Annotated in this window: 18 protein-coding genes; 2 read left to right on the top strand and 16 right to left on the bottom strand. The window is 61.8% G+C overall.

Annotation, left to right across the window (positions count from 1 at the left end; translation table 11 throughout):
* Positions 1–12: 12 nt before the first annotated feature.
* From O3301_RS08870 to O3301_RS08860, 3 genes are all read right to left on the bottom strand, one after another.
* Positions 13–1,623, bottom strand: a complete 1,611-nt coding sequence (locus O3301_RS08870; protein WP_305056157.1) for a ShlB/FhaC/HecB family hemolysin secretion/activation protein — start codon at positions 1,621–1,623, stop codon at positions 13–15.
* A 210-nt stretch (positions 1,624–1,833) separates the two neighbouring features.
* On the bottom strand, positions 1,834–4,089 hold the full coding sequence (locus O3301_RS08865; RefSeq protein WP_305056156.1) for a CHASE2 domain-containing protein: 2,256 nt from the start codon (positions 4,087–4,089) through the stop codon (positions 1,834–1,836).
* On the bottom strand, positions 4,086–5,708 hold the full coding sequence (locus O3301_RS08860) for an HD family phosphohydrolase (protein ID WP_305056155.1): 1,623 nt from the start codon (positions 5,706–5,708) through the stop codon (positions 4,086–4,088). Before O3301_RS08860 ends, O3301_RS08865 begins: the two co-directional genes overlap by 4 nt.
* A gap of 198 nt (positions 5,709–5,906) precedes the next feature.
* Between O3301_RS08860 and O3301_RS08855 the strand changes: the two genes are divergently transcribed.
* Positions 5,907–6,803: an MBL fold metallo-hydrolase gene (locus tag O3301_RS08855; protein WP_305056154.1), complete on the top strand. Its 897-nt coding sequence runs from the start codon at positions 5,907–5,909 to the stop codon at positions 6,801–6,803.
* Between the two features lie 46 nt (positions 6,804–6,849).
* Here the strand turns inward: O3301_RS08855 and O3301_RS08850 are convergent, their stop codons facing one another.
* From O3301_RS08850 to rpsF, 7 genes are all read right to left on the bottom strand, one after another.
* On the bottom strand, positions 6,850–7,860 hold the full coding sequence (locus O3301_RS08850) for an inorganic phosphate transporter (protein ID WP_034783457.1): 1,011 nt from the start codon (positions 7,858–7,860) through the stop codon (positions 6,850–6,852).
* A 42-nt stretch (positions 7,861–7,902) separates the two neighbouring features.
* Entirely contained in the window at positions 7,903–8,529 is a 627-nt protein-coding gene (locus tag O3301_RS08845) for a DUF47 domain-containing protein (RefSeq protein ID WP_010400015.1), read from the bottom strand.
* A gap of 94 nt (positions 8,530–8,623) precedes the next feature.
* Positions 8,624–10,009 (bottom strand): replicative DNA helicase, encoded by a 1,386-nt coding sequence (locus tag O3301_RS08840; protein ID WP_034750488.1) that lies wholly within the window; start codon positions 10,007–10,009, stop codon positions 8,624–8,626.
* A gap of 135 nt (positions 10,010–10,144) precedes the next feature.
* On the bottom strand, positions 10,145–10,600 hold the full coding sequence (gene rplI / locus O3301_RS08835) for a 50S ribosomal protein L9 (RefSeq protein WP_034783456.1): 456 nt from the start codon (positions 10,598–10,600) through the stop codon (positions 10,145–10,147).
* Between the two features lie 27 nt (positions 10,601–10,627).
* Positions 10,628–10,918 carry a 30S ribosomal protein S18 gene (gene rpsR / locus O3301_RS08830; protein WP_010400024.1) on the bottom strand — a complete coding sequence of 97 codons (291 nt, stop codon included), beginning with the start codon at positions 10,916–10,918 and terminating at the stop codon, positions 10,628–10,630.
* 25 nt (positions 10,919–10,943) lie between these two features.
* Positions 10,944–11,243: a primosomal replication protein N gene (priB, locus tag O3301_RS08825; protein ID WP_034750494.1), complete on the bottom strand. Its 300-nt coding sequence runs from the start codon at positions 11,241–11,243 to the stop codon at positions 10,944–10,946.
* Positions 11,244–11,263: 20 nt separating this feature from the next.
* A complete protein-coding gene (rpsF, locus tag O3301_RS08820) occupies positions 11,264–11,653 on the bottom strand; it encodes a 30S ribosomal protein S6 (protein ID WP_034750499.1) in 390 nt (129 codons plus the stop codon).
* A 275-nt stretch (positions 11,654–11,928) separates the two neighbouring features.
* Here rpsF and lexA point away from each other — a divergent pair, with 275 nt between their 5' ends.
* Positions 11,929–12,564 carry a transcriptional repressor LexA gene (lexA, locus tag O3301_RS08815; RefSeq protein ID WP_034783454.1) on the top strand — a complete coding sequence of 212 codons (636 nt, stop codon included), beginning with the start codon at positions 11,929–11,931 and terminating at the stop codon, positions 12,562–12,564.
* Between the two features lie 68 nt (positions 12,565–12,632).
* Here lexA and O3301_RS08810 read toward each other — a convergent pair whose 3' ends face one another.
* The 6 genes from O3301_RS08810 to accD form a co-directional block, all read right to left on the bottom strand.
* A complete protein-coding gene (locus O3301_RS08810) occupies positions 12,633–13,874 on the bottom strand; it encodes a cystathionine gamma-synthase family protein (protein ID WP_289916660.1) in 1,242 nt (413 codons plus the stop codon).
* A gap of 43 nt (positions 13,875–13,917) precedes the next feature.
* Entirely contained in the window at positions 13,918–15,441 is a 1,524-nt protein-coding gene (purF, locus tag O3301_RS08805; RefSeq protein ID WP_034783451.1) for an amidophosphoribosyltransferase, read from the bottom strand.
* A gap of 38 nt (positions 15,442–15,479) precedes the next feature.
* Complete coding sequence (locus tag O3301_RS08800; protein ID WP_251350435.1) at positions 15,480–15,968, bottom strand: CvpA family protein; 489 nt, start codon at positions 15,966–15,968, stop codon at positions 15,480–15,482.
* Positions 15,969–15,988: 20 nt separating this feature from the next.
* Complete coding sequence (locus O3301_RS08795; RefSeq protein ID WP_305056153.1) at positions 15,989–16,960, bottom strand: SPOR domain-containing protein; 972 nt, start codon at positions 16,958–16,960, stop codon at positions 15,989–15,991.
* Positions 16,961–16,984: 24 nt separating this feature from the next.
* Entirely contained in the window at positions 16,985–18,283 is a 1,299-nt protein-coding gene (gene folC, locus O3301_RS08790; RefSeq protein WP_305056152.1) for a bifunctional tetrahydrofolate synthase/dihydrofolate synthase, read from the bottom strand.
* A gap of 101 nt (positions 18,284–18,384) precedes the next feature.
* Positions 18,385–19,257, bottom strand: a complete 873-nt coding sequence (accD, locus tag O3301_RS08785) for an acetyl-CoA carboxylase, carboxyltransferase subunit beta (protein WP_010400390.1) — start codon at positions 19,255–19,257, stop codon at positions 18,385–18,387.
* Positions 19,258–19,443: the final 186 nt, after the last annotated feature.

Here is a 19,443-nt window from a genome sequence, read left to right as displayed (position 1 = left end):
TTCATCCTGATACTAGTAGGCCAAGGCGAGGCGGAAATGCAGGCGGTTGGCATCGCGCTGTCCCGTGTCGCCGCCATTGACGACATGGGCGTAATCGAGTTGCAGATTGGCGTAGCGGCTCAGCAGCAAACGCAGGCCGAGTCCGCCGCTGGCTATGCCTTGCGAAGCGCTTTCGCCGGGCAGCGCATGGTTGCGGCGCAGCCAGGCCGTGTCATAGAAGGCCAGCGCGCGGCATTGGTAACCGAGGGCCTGGCCGCACCAGTTCGGCGTGTACAGCTCCAGGTTCAGGCTGGCGCCCGAGTCATTCGACACCTCGCGCTCGGCAAAGCCCCGCACGGACGACGCGCCGCCGGCGCCGAACTGCTCGCCCGGCACCAGCGCGTCCGGCGTGACTTGCGCATTGACGAGCGCGCGCCATTGCCAGTCGCCGGCCAGCACGCGTCCCGAGCTGGCGCTCAGGCGCACCGTGTTGTAGGCGGCCTTCGCATGCGCGCGCACGCGGTCGAAATCGGCTTGCGCGCCATGCTTGCCGCCAGGAATGTTATGCGCGAACGTGACGGCCACGCTGGTCTCGCCCGCGGGCAAGGTCCAGTTGCCGATGTAGCTGACGCTGAGCGGGTGCACGGTGACGTCGGCGCCCAGCTCCATGCCGAACAGCTGCACGCTGTTGCGGTACGCCTTGTAATCGATGCCGTACACGAGCTTGGGTTCGAAATCGCCGCTGCGGGCAAAGTTCTGGTTGTAGCGGATGCCGGCCATGCTGCCCTGGCCGCTGACGGCCAGGTCGAAGATGCCGGCCGAGACGCTGCCCGAATCGACGTTCGAGTAGCTGGCGAAAAAATCCATCGAGTCGCCCAGCGCATACAGCGGCAAGTGGTAGCCGGCGCCATACACGCCCACCTTGTCCGGCTTTTCCAGGCTGCTCGTATATTGCAGGCTGGCCACATGGTCGCGGCCGAACAGGTTGGCATGCTGCAGCACCACGCCCACGTGCGTCTTGCCCGTTTGCGCATTGCCCGTATTGTCCACGTTGAGCATGGCTTTCCAGGGCTGCTCATCGGCCACCGTGACGATGGCGTCGATGGCGCCCGCCGGCTCGTCGGCCTGCAGGCGCACTTCGATCTTGCGCGCCGGATTTTCGTTGGCCAGCTTCAGGCTTTGCGACAGGGCCGGCAAGTTCGGCGTCTCGCCTTCGCGCAGCTCCGGCAAGGCGCGCCGCACGTTGGCCTCGTCGACATGGGTATTGCCGCTGATGGCGAGCTTGCCCAGCGGTGTTTGCAGCACGCTCAGGCGCACCACGCCCCGTTCCAGTTCCTGTTCCGGCAGTTGCACCTGCACGGCGCTATAACCGCGCTCGCGGTAAGCCGCCTCCAGCGCCTCGACGGCGCGCGCGATGTCGGAAAAATCGCGCTGCACTCCCGTAAAGGGCGCCAGCAGGGCTTGCACCTGCGCCGACGTGAGCAGGGTATTGCCCTGGACGTCGAAGCGGCGGATCTCGAAGCGCGGCACGCCATCTTCCTGCAGGGCAGGAGCAGCGTCATCCATGGAAACGGCAGCGCCGGCGGCGCCGACGGCGAACAGCAGCGCGGAACCCGCAAGCAGGTGCACCAAACGATATGTCATGTGAAGGATTTCTTGTGTAACCGGACAAGCGCGCGGCCCGCAGGCGCCAGCGTGTCCGGCAATGGATTGAAGACAAATTTTAGACGGCTTTTTGTTTCCAGTCAGAAATTTCTAACATTTCTCCCCGTTTTTTATCGCAACGCAACAAACAGTGCGCGCACAGTGATAAAAATGCCGTAATAACGGGCATTTTCCGGCGCGCTGGCCGCCTTATTTACTGTGCAATTCTGTCACGCCATCCCAGTCGGCTGGCGGCGGCAGGCTGCGATAGCGCTCCAGGCGCGCCGCGTACAGCCGGTACAAGCCGTCATCGGGAAAGTCCGCCTGCAAGCGGGCCAGCTGCGCGCCGGCCGCCGCCCAGTCGCGCGCGCGCAACAAGGCCAGCACCGCGTGCCAGCGTTCCACCTGCGCCAGTTCCGCGGCCGTAGCATCAGCCAGCAAGCCGCGCGGCTCGAAGATGGCCACGGCTTCCTGCTTGCCCTGCACTCTGACCCGATCCAGCTCGCGGTACAGGAATTCGGCGGCGGCCGCGCGCGTGGCCTCGCCCACCACGATGCCCACGCCATACAACTTGCTGGCGCCTTCCAGGCGCGCGGCGAGGTTGACGCTGTCGCCCATGACGGTATAGGCGCGACGGATACGCGAACCCATGTCGCCCACATGCATGGGTCCCGTATTGAGGCCGATGCCGATGCGCAGCGCCGGCCAGCCGTGTGCGCAAAACTGCTGGTTCAGCCGCGCCGCGCTGCCCTGCATCAGCAGGGCGCTGGCCACGGCCCGGCTGGCGTGATCGGCAAAGGCGACGGGCGCGCCCCAGAACGCCATCACGGCGTCGCCGATGTATTTATCGAGGGTGCCGCCATGGCTGTCGCGGATATCTTCCGACATGGCCGTCAGGTATTCGTTGATGTATTCGCGCAGCGCGGCCGGCGCCAGCTGCTCGGAGATGGCCGTGAAACCGCGCACGTCGGCAAACAGCACCGTCAGTTCGCGGTTCTCGCCCTCCATGGTGTAGCGCTGCGGATCGTCGGCCATTTCGGCGACCAGTTCGGGCGCCACATATTCGCCGAAACGGGCCACCAGCGCGCGTCCCTTGCGCACCTCGAAAAAATAGCCCCACGCCAGGTTGGCGATGAACAGCGCGACGATCAGCAACAGCAGCACGGCGCCGCCCAGCACCAGGTCGTGCACGGCGTACAGGTACAGATTGATGGCGATGACGGCCGCCAGCGCGCCCACGGTCGCCAGCATCACGCCGGCCGGCGGCAGCATGGCCAGGGCGCCCGCCAGCAGCAGGCCAAACAGCACGATCTGCACCAGTTCGAATGCCAGCGCATAGTCGGGCCGCGCCTTGAAGCGCCCGTCGAGCATGGACTTGATCAGATTGGCGTGCACTTCCACCCCCGGATACTCGGCATTCACGGGCGTGGCGCGGATGTCGTTCAAGCCCGGTGCCGTGGTCCCCACCAGCACGAGGGCGCCCTTGAGCAGCGCGGGCGGCACCGCGCCGGCCAGCACGTCGGACGCCGACACATAACGGAAGGCGCCGCCATCGGGGCCGCCCACGCCGCGGTACTGCACCGTGGTGGTCAGGGCTTCGCCCACGGGGATCGCCAGCGCGCCGCGCGGCGTGAACAGCATGATGTGTTCGAGTCCGCCGCTGGCCAGTTCGCGCGTCGACAGGGTATCGGCCGTGCCCGTGAAACGGGGGGCGATGGCGCGCGCCTGCAGGTAGACGGCCACCGTGGCCAGCGACAGCGACGGATAATAGCCGTCGCCGATGCGCTGCAACAGGGTCGAGGAGCGCACCACGCCATCGGCATCGGTCAGCGCCGTGAAGATGCCGGCGCCCTGCGCGGCCGCCTGCAGGGGCGCGATATTGGCTTCGTAGCCGCGCGCCACGTAGGCCGTGACGCTGCGCCCGTTCAAATCGGCAACGGTAAAAGCCGGCTTGGGCAGCACGCCCTTTCTTTGCTGCTCCGACACGCTGTAGCCCAGCACCACGGGCTGGCCGCGCATGGCCTCGGCAAACAGGCCATCGTAATCCATCGCCGGGCGCAGTTTTTCCAGCTGCGCCGGCAAGCCGGCCACGCCCGCCAGTTCGCCCCGCGCCAGGCCCTGCAGCACGGCGTAGCCGGAACTGGTGTCCGCTTCCGGAAACGAGATATCGAAGCCCAGCGCGGCCACGCCATAATGGCCGGTGAGCTGGCGCACCAGGCGCGCCTGGATATCGCGGCTCCACGGGAAGCGGCCCACCCGGGCCAGACTTTGCTCGTCGATGTCGACGATGACGATGCGGCGGTCCAGCTGCGGCGTCTCGGCACGCATGCGCCAGTCGCCCAGCATGGCGTCGAGCCGCGCGACAGTATCGTTGCCGGCCAGGCACAGGACGGCCGCCGCCAAGGTCAGCAGTATGCCCAGCAGCGACCGCGCCCCATGCTTGCGCAAGGCCAGCGACAGCTTCAAGGGGTATAGCCCGGAATGGCCGCCTCGTCGACGGCATCGATCTGGCTCGGATGCATGTGCTTTTCAGCGAAGGTCAGATAGACCTTGCTGCGGATGAAAACGTCGAACAGCTCCGGGTCGATATGCCCGTTCAGGCTGAAATTGCCAAGGATGCGCAGGGATTCGGACAGCGGCTTGCCCTTTTTGTAGGGCCGGTCGCGCGCCGTCAGCGCCTCGAAAATATCGGCAATCGCCATCAGCCGCGCCGGCACCGACATCTGCTCTTTCGTCAGCCCGCGCGGATAGCCCTTGCCATCCATGCGCTCGTGGTGGCCGCCCGCGTATTCCGGCACCTTCTGCAGGTGCTTGGGCCACGGCAGCGCTTCGAGCATGCGGATCGACACGCTGATATGGTTGTTGACGATGGCCCGCTCGGCCGCCGTCAGGGTGCCGGCGCGGATGGTCAGGTTTTCCGTCTCATCGGCGTCGAGGAAATCGCGCAGTTCGCCATCGGCCGCGCGCCAGCGGCGCCTGGCGATCTGCCGCACGCGCTCCTGGTCGGCCTGCGCCATGCTCTCGCCGCCGACGTTGACCGTGCGAATGAAGTCGCGCTCTGCGCGCAACGCCGCCTGCTCCTGCGCCAGCGCGCGGGCGATGGCGTCCTTTTGCTGCGGCTGCGCCGCCTGCTGGCGCAAGGCCGCGATCTCGGCGTCGCGCAGCAGCACTTCGTAGCGCGTGTCGATCAGGGCGATGCGATCAAAAATGGTTTCCAGCTTGGTGGCCTTGTCGACCACGTGCACGGGCGTGGTGATCTTGCCGCAGTCATGCAGCAGCCCGGCCAGCCACAGCTGCTTGCGCTCGTTGTCGCTGAGCCGGAAATCGGCCAGCGGCCCCGTTTGCGTGGCGTGCGCGGCGTCCGCCAGCAGCATCGTCAGCTCGGGCACGAACTGGCAGTGGCGACCCGTGTACGGCGACTTTTCATCGATGCCGATATTGATCAGGGTAACGAGCGATTCGAGCAGCTCTTCCAGCTGCGAAATGAGCAATTGATTCGTCAGCGCCACGCCTGCCTGGGCGGCCAGCGCCTCGATGAAGCGCTGGTCGGTGGAGGAAAAGGCGCGCACCTGGCCCGTCTCGCCATCCTTGGCATTGACCAGTTGCAGTACGCCGATCAGGTCGCCCTCGTGGTCGCTCATGGGCACCGTCAGGATCGATTGCGTGTGGTAACCGTGGTGGCGGTCGAACTCGCGCATGCCGGAAAAATTGAAGCCCTCGTCGCGATACACGTCGGCGATATTCACGCTGCGGCGCAGGTTCGCCGCATACGCGGCCACCGACGCCAGGTTCGGCTGGCCGACATCGTCAAACAGGGGCACGCCAGGCAAGCCCATGTCGGCGCCCTGCGCGATGCCCAGGCTGTCGTTGACGCTGATGTCGAACGCCAGCTGGCGGCCCCCGGCCATGGGCCGGTACAGGGTGGCGCCATCGGCGCCGCTCATGCTTTTTGCCAGCAGCACGATGCGCTGCAACAGCGCGCCGATATCGTGCCCTTCGCCGCCCAGGCCATGGCCAAGCGCGACACTGAGTTCGGTCAATTGCTCCAGTCTGTGGGCGATTTTCTCAGGGTGCAACTGAGGCATGTTGGTGGCAATCAGGTAATGGGCAAGCAAAAAAGGGGAAGTCGGCAAGCGCCAGTGTAACGGCCACCCTGCGCACTGTACATTACTTAGTTGCAACAAATTGAAATAACTTGCCGTATTGCAACACGCATAAATGTTGCCGCCAATCTCATTAATTAGAATAGAATCAACAATAATTACACCGTAACAAGGTACTGAATGAAATTCACGTTCAGGGGCGTGCGCGGCTCCATCCCCTCTCCCGGCCCGCGCACGGCGCGCTATGGCGGCAACACCACGTGCATCGAAGTACGCACCGACAACGATAGCCTGATCATCCTCGATGCGGGCAGCGGCATCTTCTCGCTGGCGCAGCAACTGCCGCCGGGCGAGCCCGTCGACGCGCACGTCTTCATTACGCACAGCCACTGGGACCACATCCACGGCCTGCCCATGTTTTCGCCCCTGTTCGTGGCCGGCAACCGCATGCGCCTGCATGGCGCCTTTGACGCCATCAGCGGGCGCGGCATCGAGCACGTGATGGCGGTGCAGCTGCAAGGCAGCTATTTTCCTGTCAGCGAAGCGGCCATGGCGGCCAGCATCGAGTACCACACCCTGGCGCCCGGCGAAGCCGTCGAGGTGGGTGGCGCGCGCGTGCGCGGCGCGGAAATGAACCACCCTGTCGTCAATCTCGGTTACCGCATCGACTGCGGCGGCGCCGCGCTGTTTTTCAGCGGCGACCATGAACCGTTCTACAACCTGCATCCGCCCGGCCATGCCGAGCACGCGGCCTGCGCGGCGCGCAATGCGCAGCGCCAGGCCGGCATCGACGCGCTGGTCGCCGGCGTCGATGCGCTGATCATGGATTGCTCGTACACGCGCGAGGAATACCCGGGCAAGCAGGGCTGGGGCCACGGCACCTTCGACGCCGCCTTCGACCTCGCCCTGCGCTGCGGCGCGCGGCGCCTGTACTGCACCCACCACGAACCGACCCGCAGCGACGAGCAGCTCGAAGCCGTGTTTGCCGACGTGATGGGGCGCTACAGCAGCCGCCTCAATGGCCTGCAAGTGTTCCTTGCCTACGAGGGGCTGACGGTGGAACTGGCCGGCGCATAAAAAAAGGGAGCCGCGAGGCTCCCTTTTTACTGGCGTTGGCTATCCATTACATGATGTGGTGGCCAATCCACCACGCGACTGCTGCGACGAAGGCCGACGCGGGAATCGTGAAGATCCAGGCCCAGACGATATTGCCCGCCACGCCCCAGCGTACGGCCGACATTTTTTGCGACGAGCCGACGCCGACGATGGCGCCCGTGATGGTGTGCGTGGTCGACACGGGAATGCCCAGCGCCGTCGAGACGAACAGGGTGATCGCGCCGCCCGTTTCGGCGCAGAAGCCGCCGACCGGTTTCAACTTGGTGATCTTCTGACCCATGGTCTTGACGATGCGCCAGCCACCGAACAGGGTGCCGAAGCTGATGGCCGTGTAGCACGAGATGATGACCCACATCGGCGGCATGGCATCGGCCGCGCTCGAGTAGCCGGCGGCGATCAGCAGCATCCAGATGATGCCGATGGTTTTTTGCGCATCGTTGCCGCCGTGACCCAGGCTGTAGGCGGCGGCCGATACCAGCTGCAGGCGGCGGAACCACTTGTCGACCTTGCGCGGCGTCGAACGCACGAAGATCCACGACACGAGCAGCATCATGATGGAACCGAATACAAAGCCCAGCACCGGTGCGATCACGATGAAGGCCACCGTTTTCCACAGGCCGGCCGCGACCAGCGCGCCCGTGCCGGACTTGGCGACGGCGGCGCCCACCAAGCCGCCGATCAGCGCGTGCGAGGACGACGAAGGAATCCCGTAGTACCAGGTAAACAAATTCCAGAAGATGGCGCCCATCAGCGCGCCGAAGATCACGTACTGGTCGATCACCGCCGGGTCAATGGTCCCCTTTCCCACCGTGGCGGCCACGGTCAGCTGGTGGAACACGAAGATGGCGACGAAGTTGAACGTGGCGGCCATGGCAACCGCGGTCTGCGGTTTCAATACGCCCGTCGAGACCACCGTGGCGATCGCGTTGGCGGCATCGTGGAAGCCGTTCATGAAGTCAAACAGCAGTGCGAGGACGATCAACAGGCCTAGCACGTAGATGCTGATTTGTATGGTCATTGTAGTTTCTTTTCTGATTCTGGTTCAGGACAGGCCCAACGCTTACGCGTTTTCGACGATGATGCCTTCGATAATATTGGACACATCTTCGCAACGGTCGGTCACGGTTTCCAGAATTTCGTAGATCGCTTTCAGCTTGATCAGGTTGCGCACGTCCGGCTCGTCGCGGAACAGCTTGGACATGGCGGCGCGCATCACGTGGTCGGCGTCCGATTCCAGGCGGTCGATCTCTTCGCAGATGGCGACGATCTTGCGCGAGTTGTCCATGTTGTGCAGCATGGCGACGGCGTCGCGCACTTTTTCGGTACAGGCCAGTACCAGTTCGGCCAAGCGCTTGGCTTCCGGCGTGACGGCCTTCAGGTCGTACAGCGAGACGGTTTGCGCCGCATCTTCCAGCAGGTCGAGGATATCGTCCTGGCGCGTGATCAGCTGATGGATGTCATCGCGGTCGATCGGCGTGATGAAGGTCTTGTGCAGCATTTCCACGGTGGCGTAGGTGACTTTGTCCGCCTGTTTCTCGATGCTTTCGATCGCATGCACGCGGTTTTCCAGGTCATCGAAATTGGTCATCAGGCCGAGCATCTCTTTGGCGCCCTTGACGCACAATTCCGCGTGCTGGTTAAACAATTCAAAAAACTTGCCCTCAGTGGGCATCAAGCGTCCAAACATGTCATTCTCCGTTAAGCATTGAGTCGTGTTATTTACTACAGAAAGCCGCCCCTTTTGATGAAGGGGCGGCCAATGGAATATCAGTGCTGCTGTGTTAGTCGCCTTGGTAAAGCGCCAGGCCACCACTGTAATTGCCAAATTTGGTGTACTGCCCCATGAAGGTGAGGCGGATGCTGCCGATTGGACCGTTACGTTGTTTACCGATGATGATTTCGGCCGTTCCCTTGTCCGGCGAGTCGGGGTTATACACCTCGTCGCGGTAAATGAACAGGATCACGTCGGCATCCTGCTCAATAGCGCCCGATTCGCGCAAGTCGGACATGACAGGACGTTTGTTCGGGCGTTGCTCCAGCGAGCGGTTCAGCTGGGACAGCGCAATCACGGGGCAACCGAGTTCTTTCGCCAGGCCTTTCAAGCCCCGTGAAATCTCGGAAATCTCCGTGGCGCGGTTGTCGCCCGGCGTATTGGCCGACATCAGCTGCAAGTAATCGACGATGATCAGGCCCAGCTTGCCGCATTGACGCGACAAACGGCGCGATCGGGCGCGCAACTCGATGGAATTCAAGGCCGGCGTTTCATCGATGTACAACTGCGCGTCGTTCATCTTCTGGATCGCATTCGTCAGGCGCGGCCAGTCTTCGTCGTTCAGGCGGCCCGTGCGCAGGCGATGCTGGTCGAGCTGTCCGACGGAGCCCAGCATACGCATGGCCAGCTGGGCGCCGCCCATCTCCATCGAGAACACGGCCACGGGCAAGCCGCTGTCGATGGCCACGTTTTCGCCGATGTTGACGGAAAACGCCGTCTTGCCCATCGACGGACGGCCCGCCACGATCACCAGGTCGCCCGGCTGCAGACCGGAGGTCATGCGGTCGAGGTCGATGAAACCCGTGGGCACGCCCGTGATTTCACTCTGATTGTCGCGGCTGTACAGTTCGTCGATGCGCTCGACCACTTGCGTCAGCAGGGGCTGGATGGCGGTCCAGCCCTGGGCGCCGCGCGCGCCCTCTTCGGCGATGGCGAAAATCTTCGATTCGGCCTCGTCAAGCATCTGCTTGACTTCCTTGCCCTGCGGGCTGAAGGCCGTGCCGGAGATATCGTCGGCGACGGTGATGAGTTTACGCAGCACGCCGCGGTCGCGCACGATCTCGGCGTAGCGCCGGATGTTCGCGGCCGATGGCGTGTTTTGCGCCATGGCGTTCAGGTAAGCGAGTCCGCCCACATCATCGGCCTTGCCGAGCTGGGTCAGGGTTTCAAAAACAGTAATGACATCGGCTGGCTTGGAAGCGTTAACCATCTTGACGATTTGCTCGAAGATGATGCGATGGTCATAGCGATAGAAATCCTCCGCATGCATGAAGTCGGCGATGCGGTCATATGCGGCATTGTCGCGCAGCAGACCACCGATAACGGATTGTTCTGCTTCGATCGAATGCGGCGGAATACGGAGGGAATCCAGTTGCGGATCAGAGGGGGCGTTCATGGCGCGAATTATACCCGCTTCGGCGTGCTGGCAAAAATAAAGGGCTGAAATTGAGCGAAAAAAAGGCCACAAAAAAGCCGGGCGAACCCGGCTTTTCATAGTGCGGCAACGCTTGCGGGCCAGGCCCGCAGACGATTACGCGTTCGCGTCTGGAACGACAGCGATAACAACTTCCACAACCACGTCGGTATGCAGAGCAACCGAAACGTTGTGCTCGCCAACGATCTTCAGCGGGCCGGTAGGCATGCGGATTTGTGCTTTTTCAACAGCAAAACCTTGCTTGGTCAGCGCTTCAGCGATGTCGAAGTTGGTGACGGAACCGAACAGACGGCCATCAACACCAGCTTTTTGAGCAACTTGAACGGTCAGGCCGCTCAGTTTTTCGCCCTGGGCTTGCGATGCGGCCAGTTTAGCGGCAGCAGCTTTTTCCAGTTCGGCGCGCTTGACTTCGAATTCAGCCACAGCGGTTGCCGTAGCACGACGTGCCAGGCGTTGCGGGATCAGGAAGTTACGTGCGTAACCGTCTTTGACTTTGACGACTTCGCCGAGGTTACCGACGTTAACAACTTTTTCTAACAGAATGATTTGCATAGTTCTTCTCCAGGAATATCTGACCGATTAAGCGTGGTGCAGATCGGTGTATGGCAGCAGCGCGAGGAAGCGAGCGCGCTTGATTGCGGTGTCAACTTGGCGCTGGTAGTGCGCTTTGGTACCGGTCAGGCGTGCTGGCATGATCTTGCCGTTTTCTTGGACGAAGTCTTTCAGCGTGTCGACGTCTTTGTAGTCGACTTGCTCAACGTGAGCTGCGGTGAAGCGGCAGAACTTCTTGCGTTTGAACAACGGGTTTTGCTGTTTGCGTTTTTCTTTAAGCTTGAGCTTATTTTTGTCGAACTTTTTACCGAATGCCATGTCAGGCTCCTGTATCTAAAATGCGCTAGTCAGAATTGACTGCACTAAAATCAATGATGTGAAACACCAAACTCTTGCTGTTGCGGCTCTTCCTGGCCAGGAAACCCGTGAACTGATACACCCCGCCCAAGTTTGCCTGACTGAACCGGCCTGAGATTTCGCCAGCGGCTAGCGCGGCAACATCAAACTCGGTCAAACGGGCAATCCCTGCTTCCATCTGCTGCGAACTGTGTTGCAATACTGCATTCACAATCGGCAACCCTGCCGGGGTATAGCGCAATATTTCGCGCTCGGCAATGATGGCGGTTACTTGTAGCTGGTTCAGCGCACGATCCTGGTCAAGAATTAAGCTGCTGCTGCGGCTGGAGCGGCTGCTGGTGCTTCGGTGCGGTGGCTTTTGGCCGCGTCTTCGCGTTGTACCGATTTCATCATCGGCGAAGGAGCTGTTTCAGCTTTCTTCATTTTAACGGTCAGGTGACGCAACACGGCATCATTGAATTTGAATGCTGTTTCCAACTCGACCAGGGTCTCGTTGTCGCATTCGATGTTCAGGCAGATGTAGTGTGCTTTAGGCAGCTTTTGGATCGAGTAAGCCATTTGACGGCGGCCCCAATCTTCCACGCGGTGAACCGAACCGCCGCGGGTGGTTACGCTGGCTTTGTAGCGTTCGATCATCGCGGGCACTTGCTCGCTTTGGTCCGGATGGACGATAAAGACTATTTCATAATGACGCATGCAAACTCCTTCAGGTCGGATTGATAATCGCCCACCCCGGCGTCAAGACGGGTGTGGGAAGGTCAGCCGAAGATTATAACCGCCTTTTGCAAACGTTTCAATCATTCCTTCCACATGGGCCCGAAAAGCCCGCGCGCCACCGTGCTTTCCGCCCGTGGACAAGTATTTCTTGCGAAATTCGCCTAAAACACGGAAATCCCCTTGCATAGTGGGCGATACTGTACAAAAATACAGACTGTTCATATAGACAGCATTTTAGTATGCACCCACCGCTCATGATCAAGCTGACAGCACGACAAGAACAAATCCTGAACCTGATCAAGGACGCGATTGAAAACACGGGCTTCCCTCCCACCCGTGCCGAAATCGCCAATGAACTGGGTTTCAAATCGGCCAACGCGGCCGAAGAGCATTTGCAGGCCCTGGCCCGCAAGGGCGCGATCGAGATTTCACCCGGCACCTCGCGCGGCATCCGCCTGATCGGCGCCGCCGCCGAAGCGCTGCCATCGAAGGTGCCGGCAGCGCTGCTGATGTCGCTGCCCCTGATCGGCCGGGTAGCAGCAGGTTCGCCCATCCTGGCGCAGGAAAACCTGGAAGCGAGCTACAACGTGGACCCGGCCCTGTTTTCGGCCAAGCCCGACTTCCTGCTGAAGGTGCGCGGCTGGTCCATGCGCGACGCCGGCATCATGGATGGCGACTTATTGGCCGTCAAGAAGGTCGACAGCGCCAAGAATGGCCAGATCGTCGTGGCCCGCATCGGCGACGAAGTCACAGTCAAGCGCTACAAGAAGACGGGTTCCGTCATCGAATTGCTGCCGGAAAACCCGGACTTCAAGGTGATTACCGTGTCGCCGGAAGATGAGTTTGCCCTGGAAGGGCTGGCTGTCGGCTTGATGCGCAGCTGGCATTGAACCACCGCATGTAAAAAGGGCCGCAACAGCATGACTGTTGCGGCCCTTTTTATATGCTGCGCGGCTGTTTAGGCGTCCAGCGCGTTTTTGAAGTCGTCCAGCAAATCGGCCTCATCCTCGATGCCGACGGAGACGCGGATCAGCGACTCGGCGATGCCCATGCTGGCGCGCCGCTCGGCACCCATTTCGTAGAAAATCGTGTGGGCGACGGGAATGACGAGGGTGCGCGTGTCGCCGAGGTTGCTGGCGGGAATGGCAAGATTGAGACGATTGAGGAAATCGAAGCAGTCGATGCCGTCCTTTAATTCAAAGCTGAACAGCGAGCCATAGCTGCGGAACAAGTCCGTCGCCAGCGCGTGCTGCGGGTGCGACGCCAGGCCCGGGTAATGCACGGCCGCCACTCTCGGGTCCGCCTGCAGCATGGTGGCCAGCGCCAGGGCGTTCGAACAGGTGCGGTCCATGCGCAAGGCCATGGTTTCCGCGCCGACGGCGATATGGTGCGCCGCTTCCGGCCCCAGGGACGCGCCGAAGTCGCGCAAGGCCTTGGCGCGGATTTGCGCGATGCCCCACTGTGCGGGCGCCGCCTTCTTGTAATTCTCGAAAATGTTCGGATACTGCGTCCAGTCGAACACGCCCGTGTCCGTCAAGCTGCCGCCTAGCGCATTGCCGTGGCCGCCGATGGATTTCGTCAAGGCATTGACCACCAGGCCCGCGCCCACGGCTTTGGGACGGAACAGGTATGGCGTCGTCATCGTATTGTCGACGATGTACAGGATGCCCTTCTCGCGGCACAAGTCACCGATCTTCTTCAGGTCGGCGATCTGCGTGCGCGGATTGGCAATAGTTTCCACGAAAACAATCCGCGTGGCCGGCGTGATTGCGGCCGCCACATTGGCCACATCGGTGGCGTCGACGAACGACACGGCGATGCCCTGCCCCGTCACCGTTTGCCACAGGCTGTTGGTGTTGCCAAACAAAAAGGCCGACGACACGACATGGTCGCCCGCGCGCAGCAAGGATTGCACCACGGCACCGATGGCGCCCATGCCGGTGGCGAAGCACAGGGTCGCCACGCCGTCTTCCATCTTGTTGACCTTGTCTTCCAGCGCGGAAACGGTCGGATTGCCCTGGCGGCCATAGCGGAAACCCGGTTCCTTGCCCTGGAACACGGAAGCGAGCTGGCGCGCATCGGCGTAACCAAAGGCAACGGAAGTGTGCACGGGCTTGTGCAGGGAGCCATGTTCGATGCCCTTGCGGCGGTCGTTATGCAGGATGGTGGTGGTAAAGCCGTAGTTTTTTTTATCGTTCATGATCGCGGAGAAAAAAATGCCCGGCATCGGCCGGGCAGCTTACTTATGCTTCTGTTGTCGCCAGGTTCAGGTTCAGCTGGGAACGCGGCGTATCTTCGGGCGCTGCCGCCTTCGGATGGTGACGCGCATATTCCAGGCGGTCCAGGTATTCCTGCGATACGTCGCCCGTCACGTACACGCCATCGAAGCACGAAGCCTCGAAGTTGGTCAGAGCCGGGTTGACGTCGGCGATAGCCTGTTTCAGCGCGCCGATATCCTGGTACACGAGGTAATCGGCCGTGATTTCACGGCACACTTCTTCCGTCGTGCGGCCGTAGGCGATCAGTTCGTCGCGCGTCGGCATGTCGATGCCGTACACGTTCGGGTAAATCACCGGTGGCGCGGCCGAAGCGAAGATGACCTTCGTCGCGCCCGCTTCGCGCGCCATCTGCACGATTTCACGGCTGGTGGTGCCGCGCACGATGGAATCGTCGACCAGCAGCACCACTTTATCCTTGAATTCGGACGGAATCGCGTTGAGCTTCTGGCGCACGGACTTCTTGCGCGCCGCCTGGCCCGGCATGATGAAGGTGCGGCCGATGTAGCGGTTCTTGATGAAGCCTTCGCGGTATTCGATGTTCAGCGCCATGGCCAGCTGGATGGCGGCCGGACGCGAGGAATCGGGAATCGGCATGACCACGTCGATATGTACGCCAGGCAATTCGGCGCGGATCTTTTCGGCCAGGTATTCGCCCATTTTCAGGCGCGTGGCGTACACGGAGGCGCCGTCGATGACGGAATCGGGACGGGCCAGGTAGACGAATTCGAATACGCACGGGTTCAGGCTGGCATTGTCGGCGCACTGGGCGCTGTGCAATTGCTTGTCAGCATCGATGAAGACGGCTTCGCCGGGACCGATATCGCGCACGAAGCGGAAGCCCATGCCTTCCAGGGCCACGGATTCGGAAGCGATCAGGTATTCGGGACCCTGCTCCGTTTCATTGATGCCCAGGCACAGCGGACGGATGCCGTGCGGGTCGCGGAAGGCCAGCAAGCCCACGCCGGCGATTTGGGCCACGGCAGCGTAGCCGCCCTTGACCCGGCGGTTCAGCACGGTGACAGCCTTGAAGATGGCTTCCGGGTCCAGGTTCAGGCCCGTCGTCGCTTCCTGGATTTCATGCGCCAGCACGTTGAGCAGCACTTCCGAATCGGAATCGGTGTTGATGTGGCGGCGGTCGTTCTTGAACATTTCCAGCTTCAACTGTTCCCAGTTGGTCAGGTTGCCGTTGTGCGCCAGGGTGATGCCGAACGGCGCATTCACATAGAACGGCTGTGCTTCCTCTTCGCTCGACGAACCGGCCGTCGGGTAGCGGCAATGGCCGATGCCCGTCGTGCCTTGCAGCGAACGCATGTTGCGCGTACGGAAGACGTCACGCACGAGGCCATTGGCCTTGTGCATGGAAAACATACTGCTGTGATTGGTCGCAATCCCTGCCGCGTCCTGACCGCGATGTTGCAGGAGCAACAATGCATCATAGAGCAATTGATTGACAGGTTGATGGGAAACGACGCCGACGATGCCACACATGGTGTGCTCCTAAACTGTGCTACTGATTTTAAAAAAATTCAAAATTTCACATGCTGCGCGTAAGCGGCAGGCAGATAAGGCTTGATGGCGCGCGCGCCCTGCTCCGCGAGCGGGCTGAGCTGCGCGTTTTTCCAGAATGGCTGCTGCGGTATGGACGTCATGCCACACAAGATGACGGCGGTCAGCACGATCACAAGGCCCCGCGCCACGCCGAACAGGCTGCCCAGGGTGCGGTCGGCCAGGCTCAGGCCCGTCACCTTGACCAGCGCGTCGACCGTCATGGACAGCAATCCCATCAAAATACGCACACCGATGAACAGCACCACGAAAGCCAGCAACAAACGGATGGCTTCGCCCGGCACGGCTTCCGGCAGGAATTTCGCCAGGGTGGCGCCATAGGCATTGGCAATGACAAAAGCCACGACCCAGCTGACCAGTGACAGTATTTCCTTGACCAGGCCGCGCATCATGCTGATCAGCACGGACGTCACCAGCACGAACAGCACCAGGTAATCGAAGATCGTCACGCCCGTTCAGCCTTGCAACATCACGCCGGTACCAGGCTGCCGCCCAGGCCCAGCTTTTGCAGCTTGGCGCGGGTCTTTTCGGCGTCTTCGCGGCTGCCGAACGGTCCCACGCGCACGCGGATACGTTCGCCCGCCGGGCTGGAGACTTTCTGCGTGTATGACTTGATGCCCGCTTCGCGCAGCTTGTCCTGCAATTCGTCAACCTTGTCCTGCGTCGCCAGCGCCGCCACCTGCACCACGAACTTGCCGCTGCCGGCGTCGTGCGCTTTCTCTTGTGGCTTGTCCTGCGGCTTGCCTTCCAGGATGGCCAGCGCGCGCGCGGCATCGTCGGCCGATTGCGCCGGCTTGGCAGGCTTAGTCTCGGGCTTGGCTTCCGGTTTTACTTCATGCTTGGGTTCAGGCTTGGACTCGTGTTTCGGCTCGGCCTTGGGTTCCGGCTTGGTTTCGTGCTTCGGTTCCGGTTTTGGTTCCACCTTGACCGGCTTGGGCTCGGGTTTCGGTTCCACGTAGGCTGGCTTGACCGGCGCAGGCTGGACGGCGGCCAGCACGGGTGCCGGTGCCTGCGTCGGCTTGGCCGCAGGCGGCAGGGGCGCGTCGACGATTTCCTCGGACTGGTCCAGGCCATTCGATGCGGCCCGGGCCGGAACGGCCGGCACGGGTGCCGGTGCAGGCGCTACGGCCTTTTCCTTCGACGGAATATCGATGGCGATATCGTTGAACGGCGCCTTCGGCTCGGAATCGAGCAGCATCGGCAAGCCGACAGCCACGCCCAGGGCCAGGGCGATGGCCCCGACCAGGCGGCGGCGTGCGCGCTTTTTTTCAGGCAAGACCGGATCCGGCGCTTCCTTGCCGCCACGGCGCGATCCGCCGCCACCGGAGGTGTTGGCGGCGCGTTTGCGGGTCGGCGACTGTGCTTCGCCAGGGACATAAAAGCCGCTGTCTTCGCCAGAGGATTCTTGCTTGTTTTTAAACAGTTTCGAGAACAAGCCCATGCGTGATTTTCAGTCGAGTGCGTTTCAGTGAAGTGAGGATTTTCGGGCCTTCATCACGCCGGCAACGGTGAGGAAAGAACCAAAGACCACAATTCTATCATTCTCACCGGCCCGGCTCATTGCATTTGCAAAAGCTTGTGCCGGATCATCGAAAATAGATACAGTATGCTCACTGCTGTCGGGCTTATCTTCCAGCATGATCTGCACCTTGGCGGCCAGCTCGGAAGCCGTGGCCGCGCGCGGCGAAGGCAAGCCCGTCAGGCACCAGTGGTCGACGTGTTCGCTCATCGCGGCCAATACGCCATCGATATCCTTGTCCAGCATGGAGCCGAACACGGCATAGGTGTACGGGTGGAAACCCATATTGCCCAGGTTCTGGTTCAGCGCCGACGCCGCGTGGGGGTTATGCGCTACATCAAGGATCACGCTGGGGCGGCCAGGCAAGACCTGGAAGCGGCCCGGCAGCTCCACCGTCACGAGGCCCGTGCGCACTTCCTGCGCGCCCACGGGCAGTTTCAGCTTCAGCACTTCCAGCGCGGCCAGCACGGCCGTCGCGTTGAGGATCTGGTTGGCGCCGCGCAAGCTTGGATACGCGAGCGAATTGCGGCGCTGCTCGCGTCCGCCGTAGTTCCACTGCTGCTTGTCGCCCGAATAATTGAAATCGCGGCCCATCAGCCACAGGTCGGCGCCGATGGCCTCGGCATGGTCGATCAGGGATTGCGGCGGCACGGGATCGCTGCAGATGGCCGCCTTGCCCGGGCGGAAGATGCCCGCCTTTTCAAAGCCGATCGCTTCGCGCGTGTCGCCCAGGTAATCCGTGTGGTCGATATCGACGCTGGTGACGATGGCCACGTCCGCATCGATCACGTTGACGGCGTCGAGGCGCCCGCCCAGGCCCACTTCCAGGATGGCCACGTCCAGCTTGGCCTGCGACAGCAGGTGCAGGATGGCCAGGGTGGTGAATTCGAAATACGTGAGCGGCGTGTCGCCCCGCACGGCCTCGACGGCGTTGAAGCTGGCGACGATCTGTTCGTCGCTGGCCATCTCGCCCAGCACGCGGGCGCGTTCGTTAAAATCGAGAAAGTGCGGCTTGATGTACAGCCCCACTTTGTAGCCGGCACGCAACAGCACGGATTCCAGCATGGCGCAGGTGGAACCCTTGCCATTCGTGCCCGCCACCATGATCACGGGGCAAGTAAACGCCAGCTGCATGCGCGCCTTGACGGCTTGCACGCGGTCCAGGCCCATGTTGATCTGGGTTTCCGAATGGCGGGCTTCCAGCATGGCGAGCCAGTCCGGCAAGGTGGTGGGGAGCTTGTGCATGGGAGACTTCTTGATGAGGAGACAGTACGCGAGGCGCGGAGATGGTGTGGCGTGGCAACCGGGCGTGTCCTGCGGACACCGCCCGGCCTGTTACGTTGGCGTTACGCCAAGACTTCGACGGCCTGGTTTTGCAACAAGGCCAGCAGACGAGCGATTTCTTCGCGCATCTTGCGGCGGTCGACGATCATGTCGACGGCGCCCTTGGTGACGAGGAACTCGGCGCGCTGGAAGCCTTCAGGCAGTTTTTCGCGCACGGTGTTTTCAATCACGCGGGGGCCGGCAAAGCCGATCAGCGCTTTCGGTTCAGCAATGACCACGTCGCCCATGAAGGCGAACGAGGCGGACACGCCGCCCATGGTCGGGTCGGTCAGCACGCTGATGAATGGCAATTTCTTTTCCGACAACTTGGTCAGCATGGCCGTGGTTTTCGCCATCTGCATCAGGGACAGCAAGCCTTCCTGCATGCGCGCGCCACCGGTGGCGGTGATGCAAATGAACGGCACTTTCTGTTCCAGCGCGATTTGCGCGCCGCGCACGAAGCGCTCGCCCACGACGGAGCCCATGGAGCCGCCCATGAATTCGAATTCGAAGCACGCCACGACCACTGGCAGGCTCATGATGGCGCCGCCCATGACGACCATCGCATCCGTCTCGCCCGTCGCTTCCATGGCGGATTTCAGGCGGTCCGGATATTTCTTGCTGTCCTTGAACTTCAGGGTATCGACAGGCAGGATTTCCTGGCCGATTTCATAGCGGCCGCCCGCGTCGAGCAGGCTGTCGAGGCGTTCACGCGCGCGGATGCGCATGTGGTGATCGCATTTCGGGCACACGTGCAAATTCGATTCCAGGTCCGTACGGTACAGCACGGCTTCGCACGACGGGCATTTGACCCACAGGCCTTCCGGCATGGTCTTGCGCGCGGCAGCATCAGAACGCTGTATGCGCGGTGGCAGCAGTTTTTCCAACCAACTCATATTTTCTCCTTGGGCCCTTGTAGGGGTAGCGTCGGTGGACGCCCCCGGCAGACGGTAAACGGCGACGTCCCGCAGGGCGCCACCAAAAATTTTATCTATTGCACAATAACAGGCAAATCAGTGGCCGAAGTGTAGCCGTTTATCGCCGGGCTGTCGAACTTTGCCGCCAACGCATATTGCGTAAAC

The sequence above is a fragment of the Janthinobacterium sp. SUN211 genome (assembly GCF_030587315.1).
Taxonomy (GTDB): Bacteria; Pseudomonadota; Gammaproteobacteria; order Burkholderiales; family Burkholderiaceae_D; genus Janthinobacterium; species Janthinobacterium kumbetense.
Note: the sequence above shows the minus strand (reverse complement) of the source record. Positions and strands in the feature narration are given on the sequence as shown.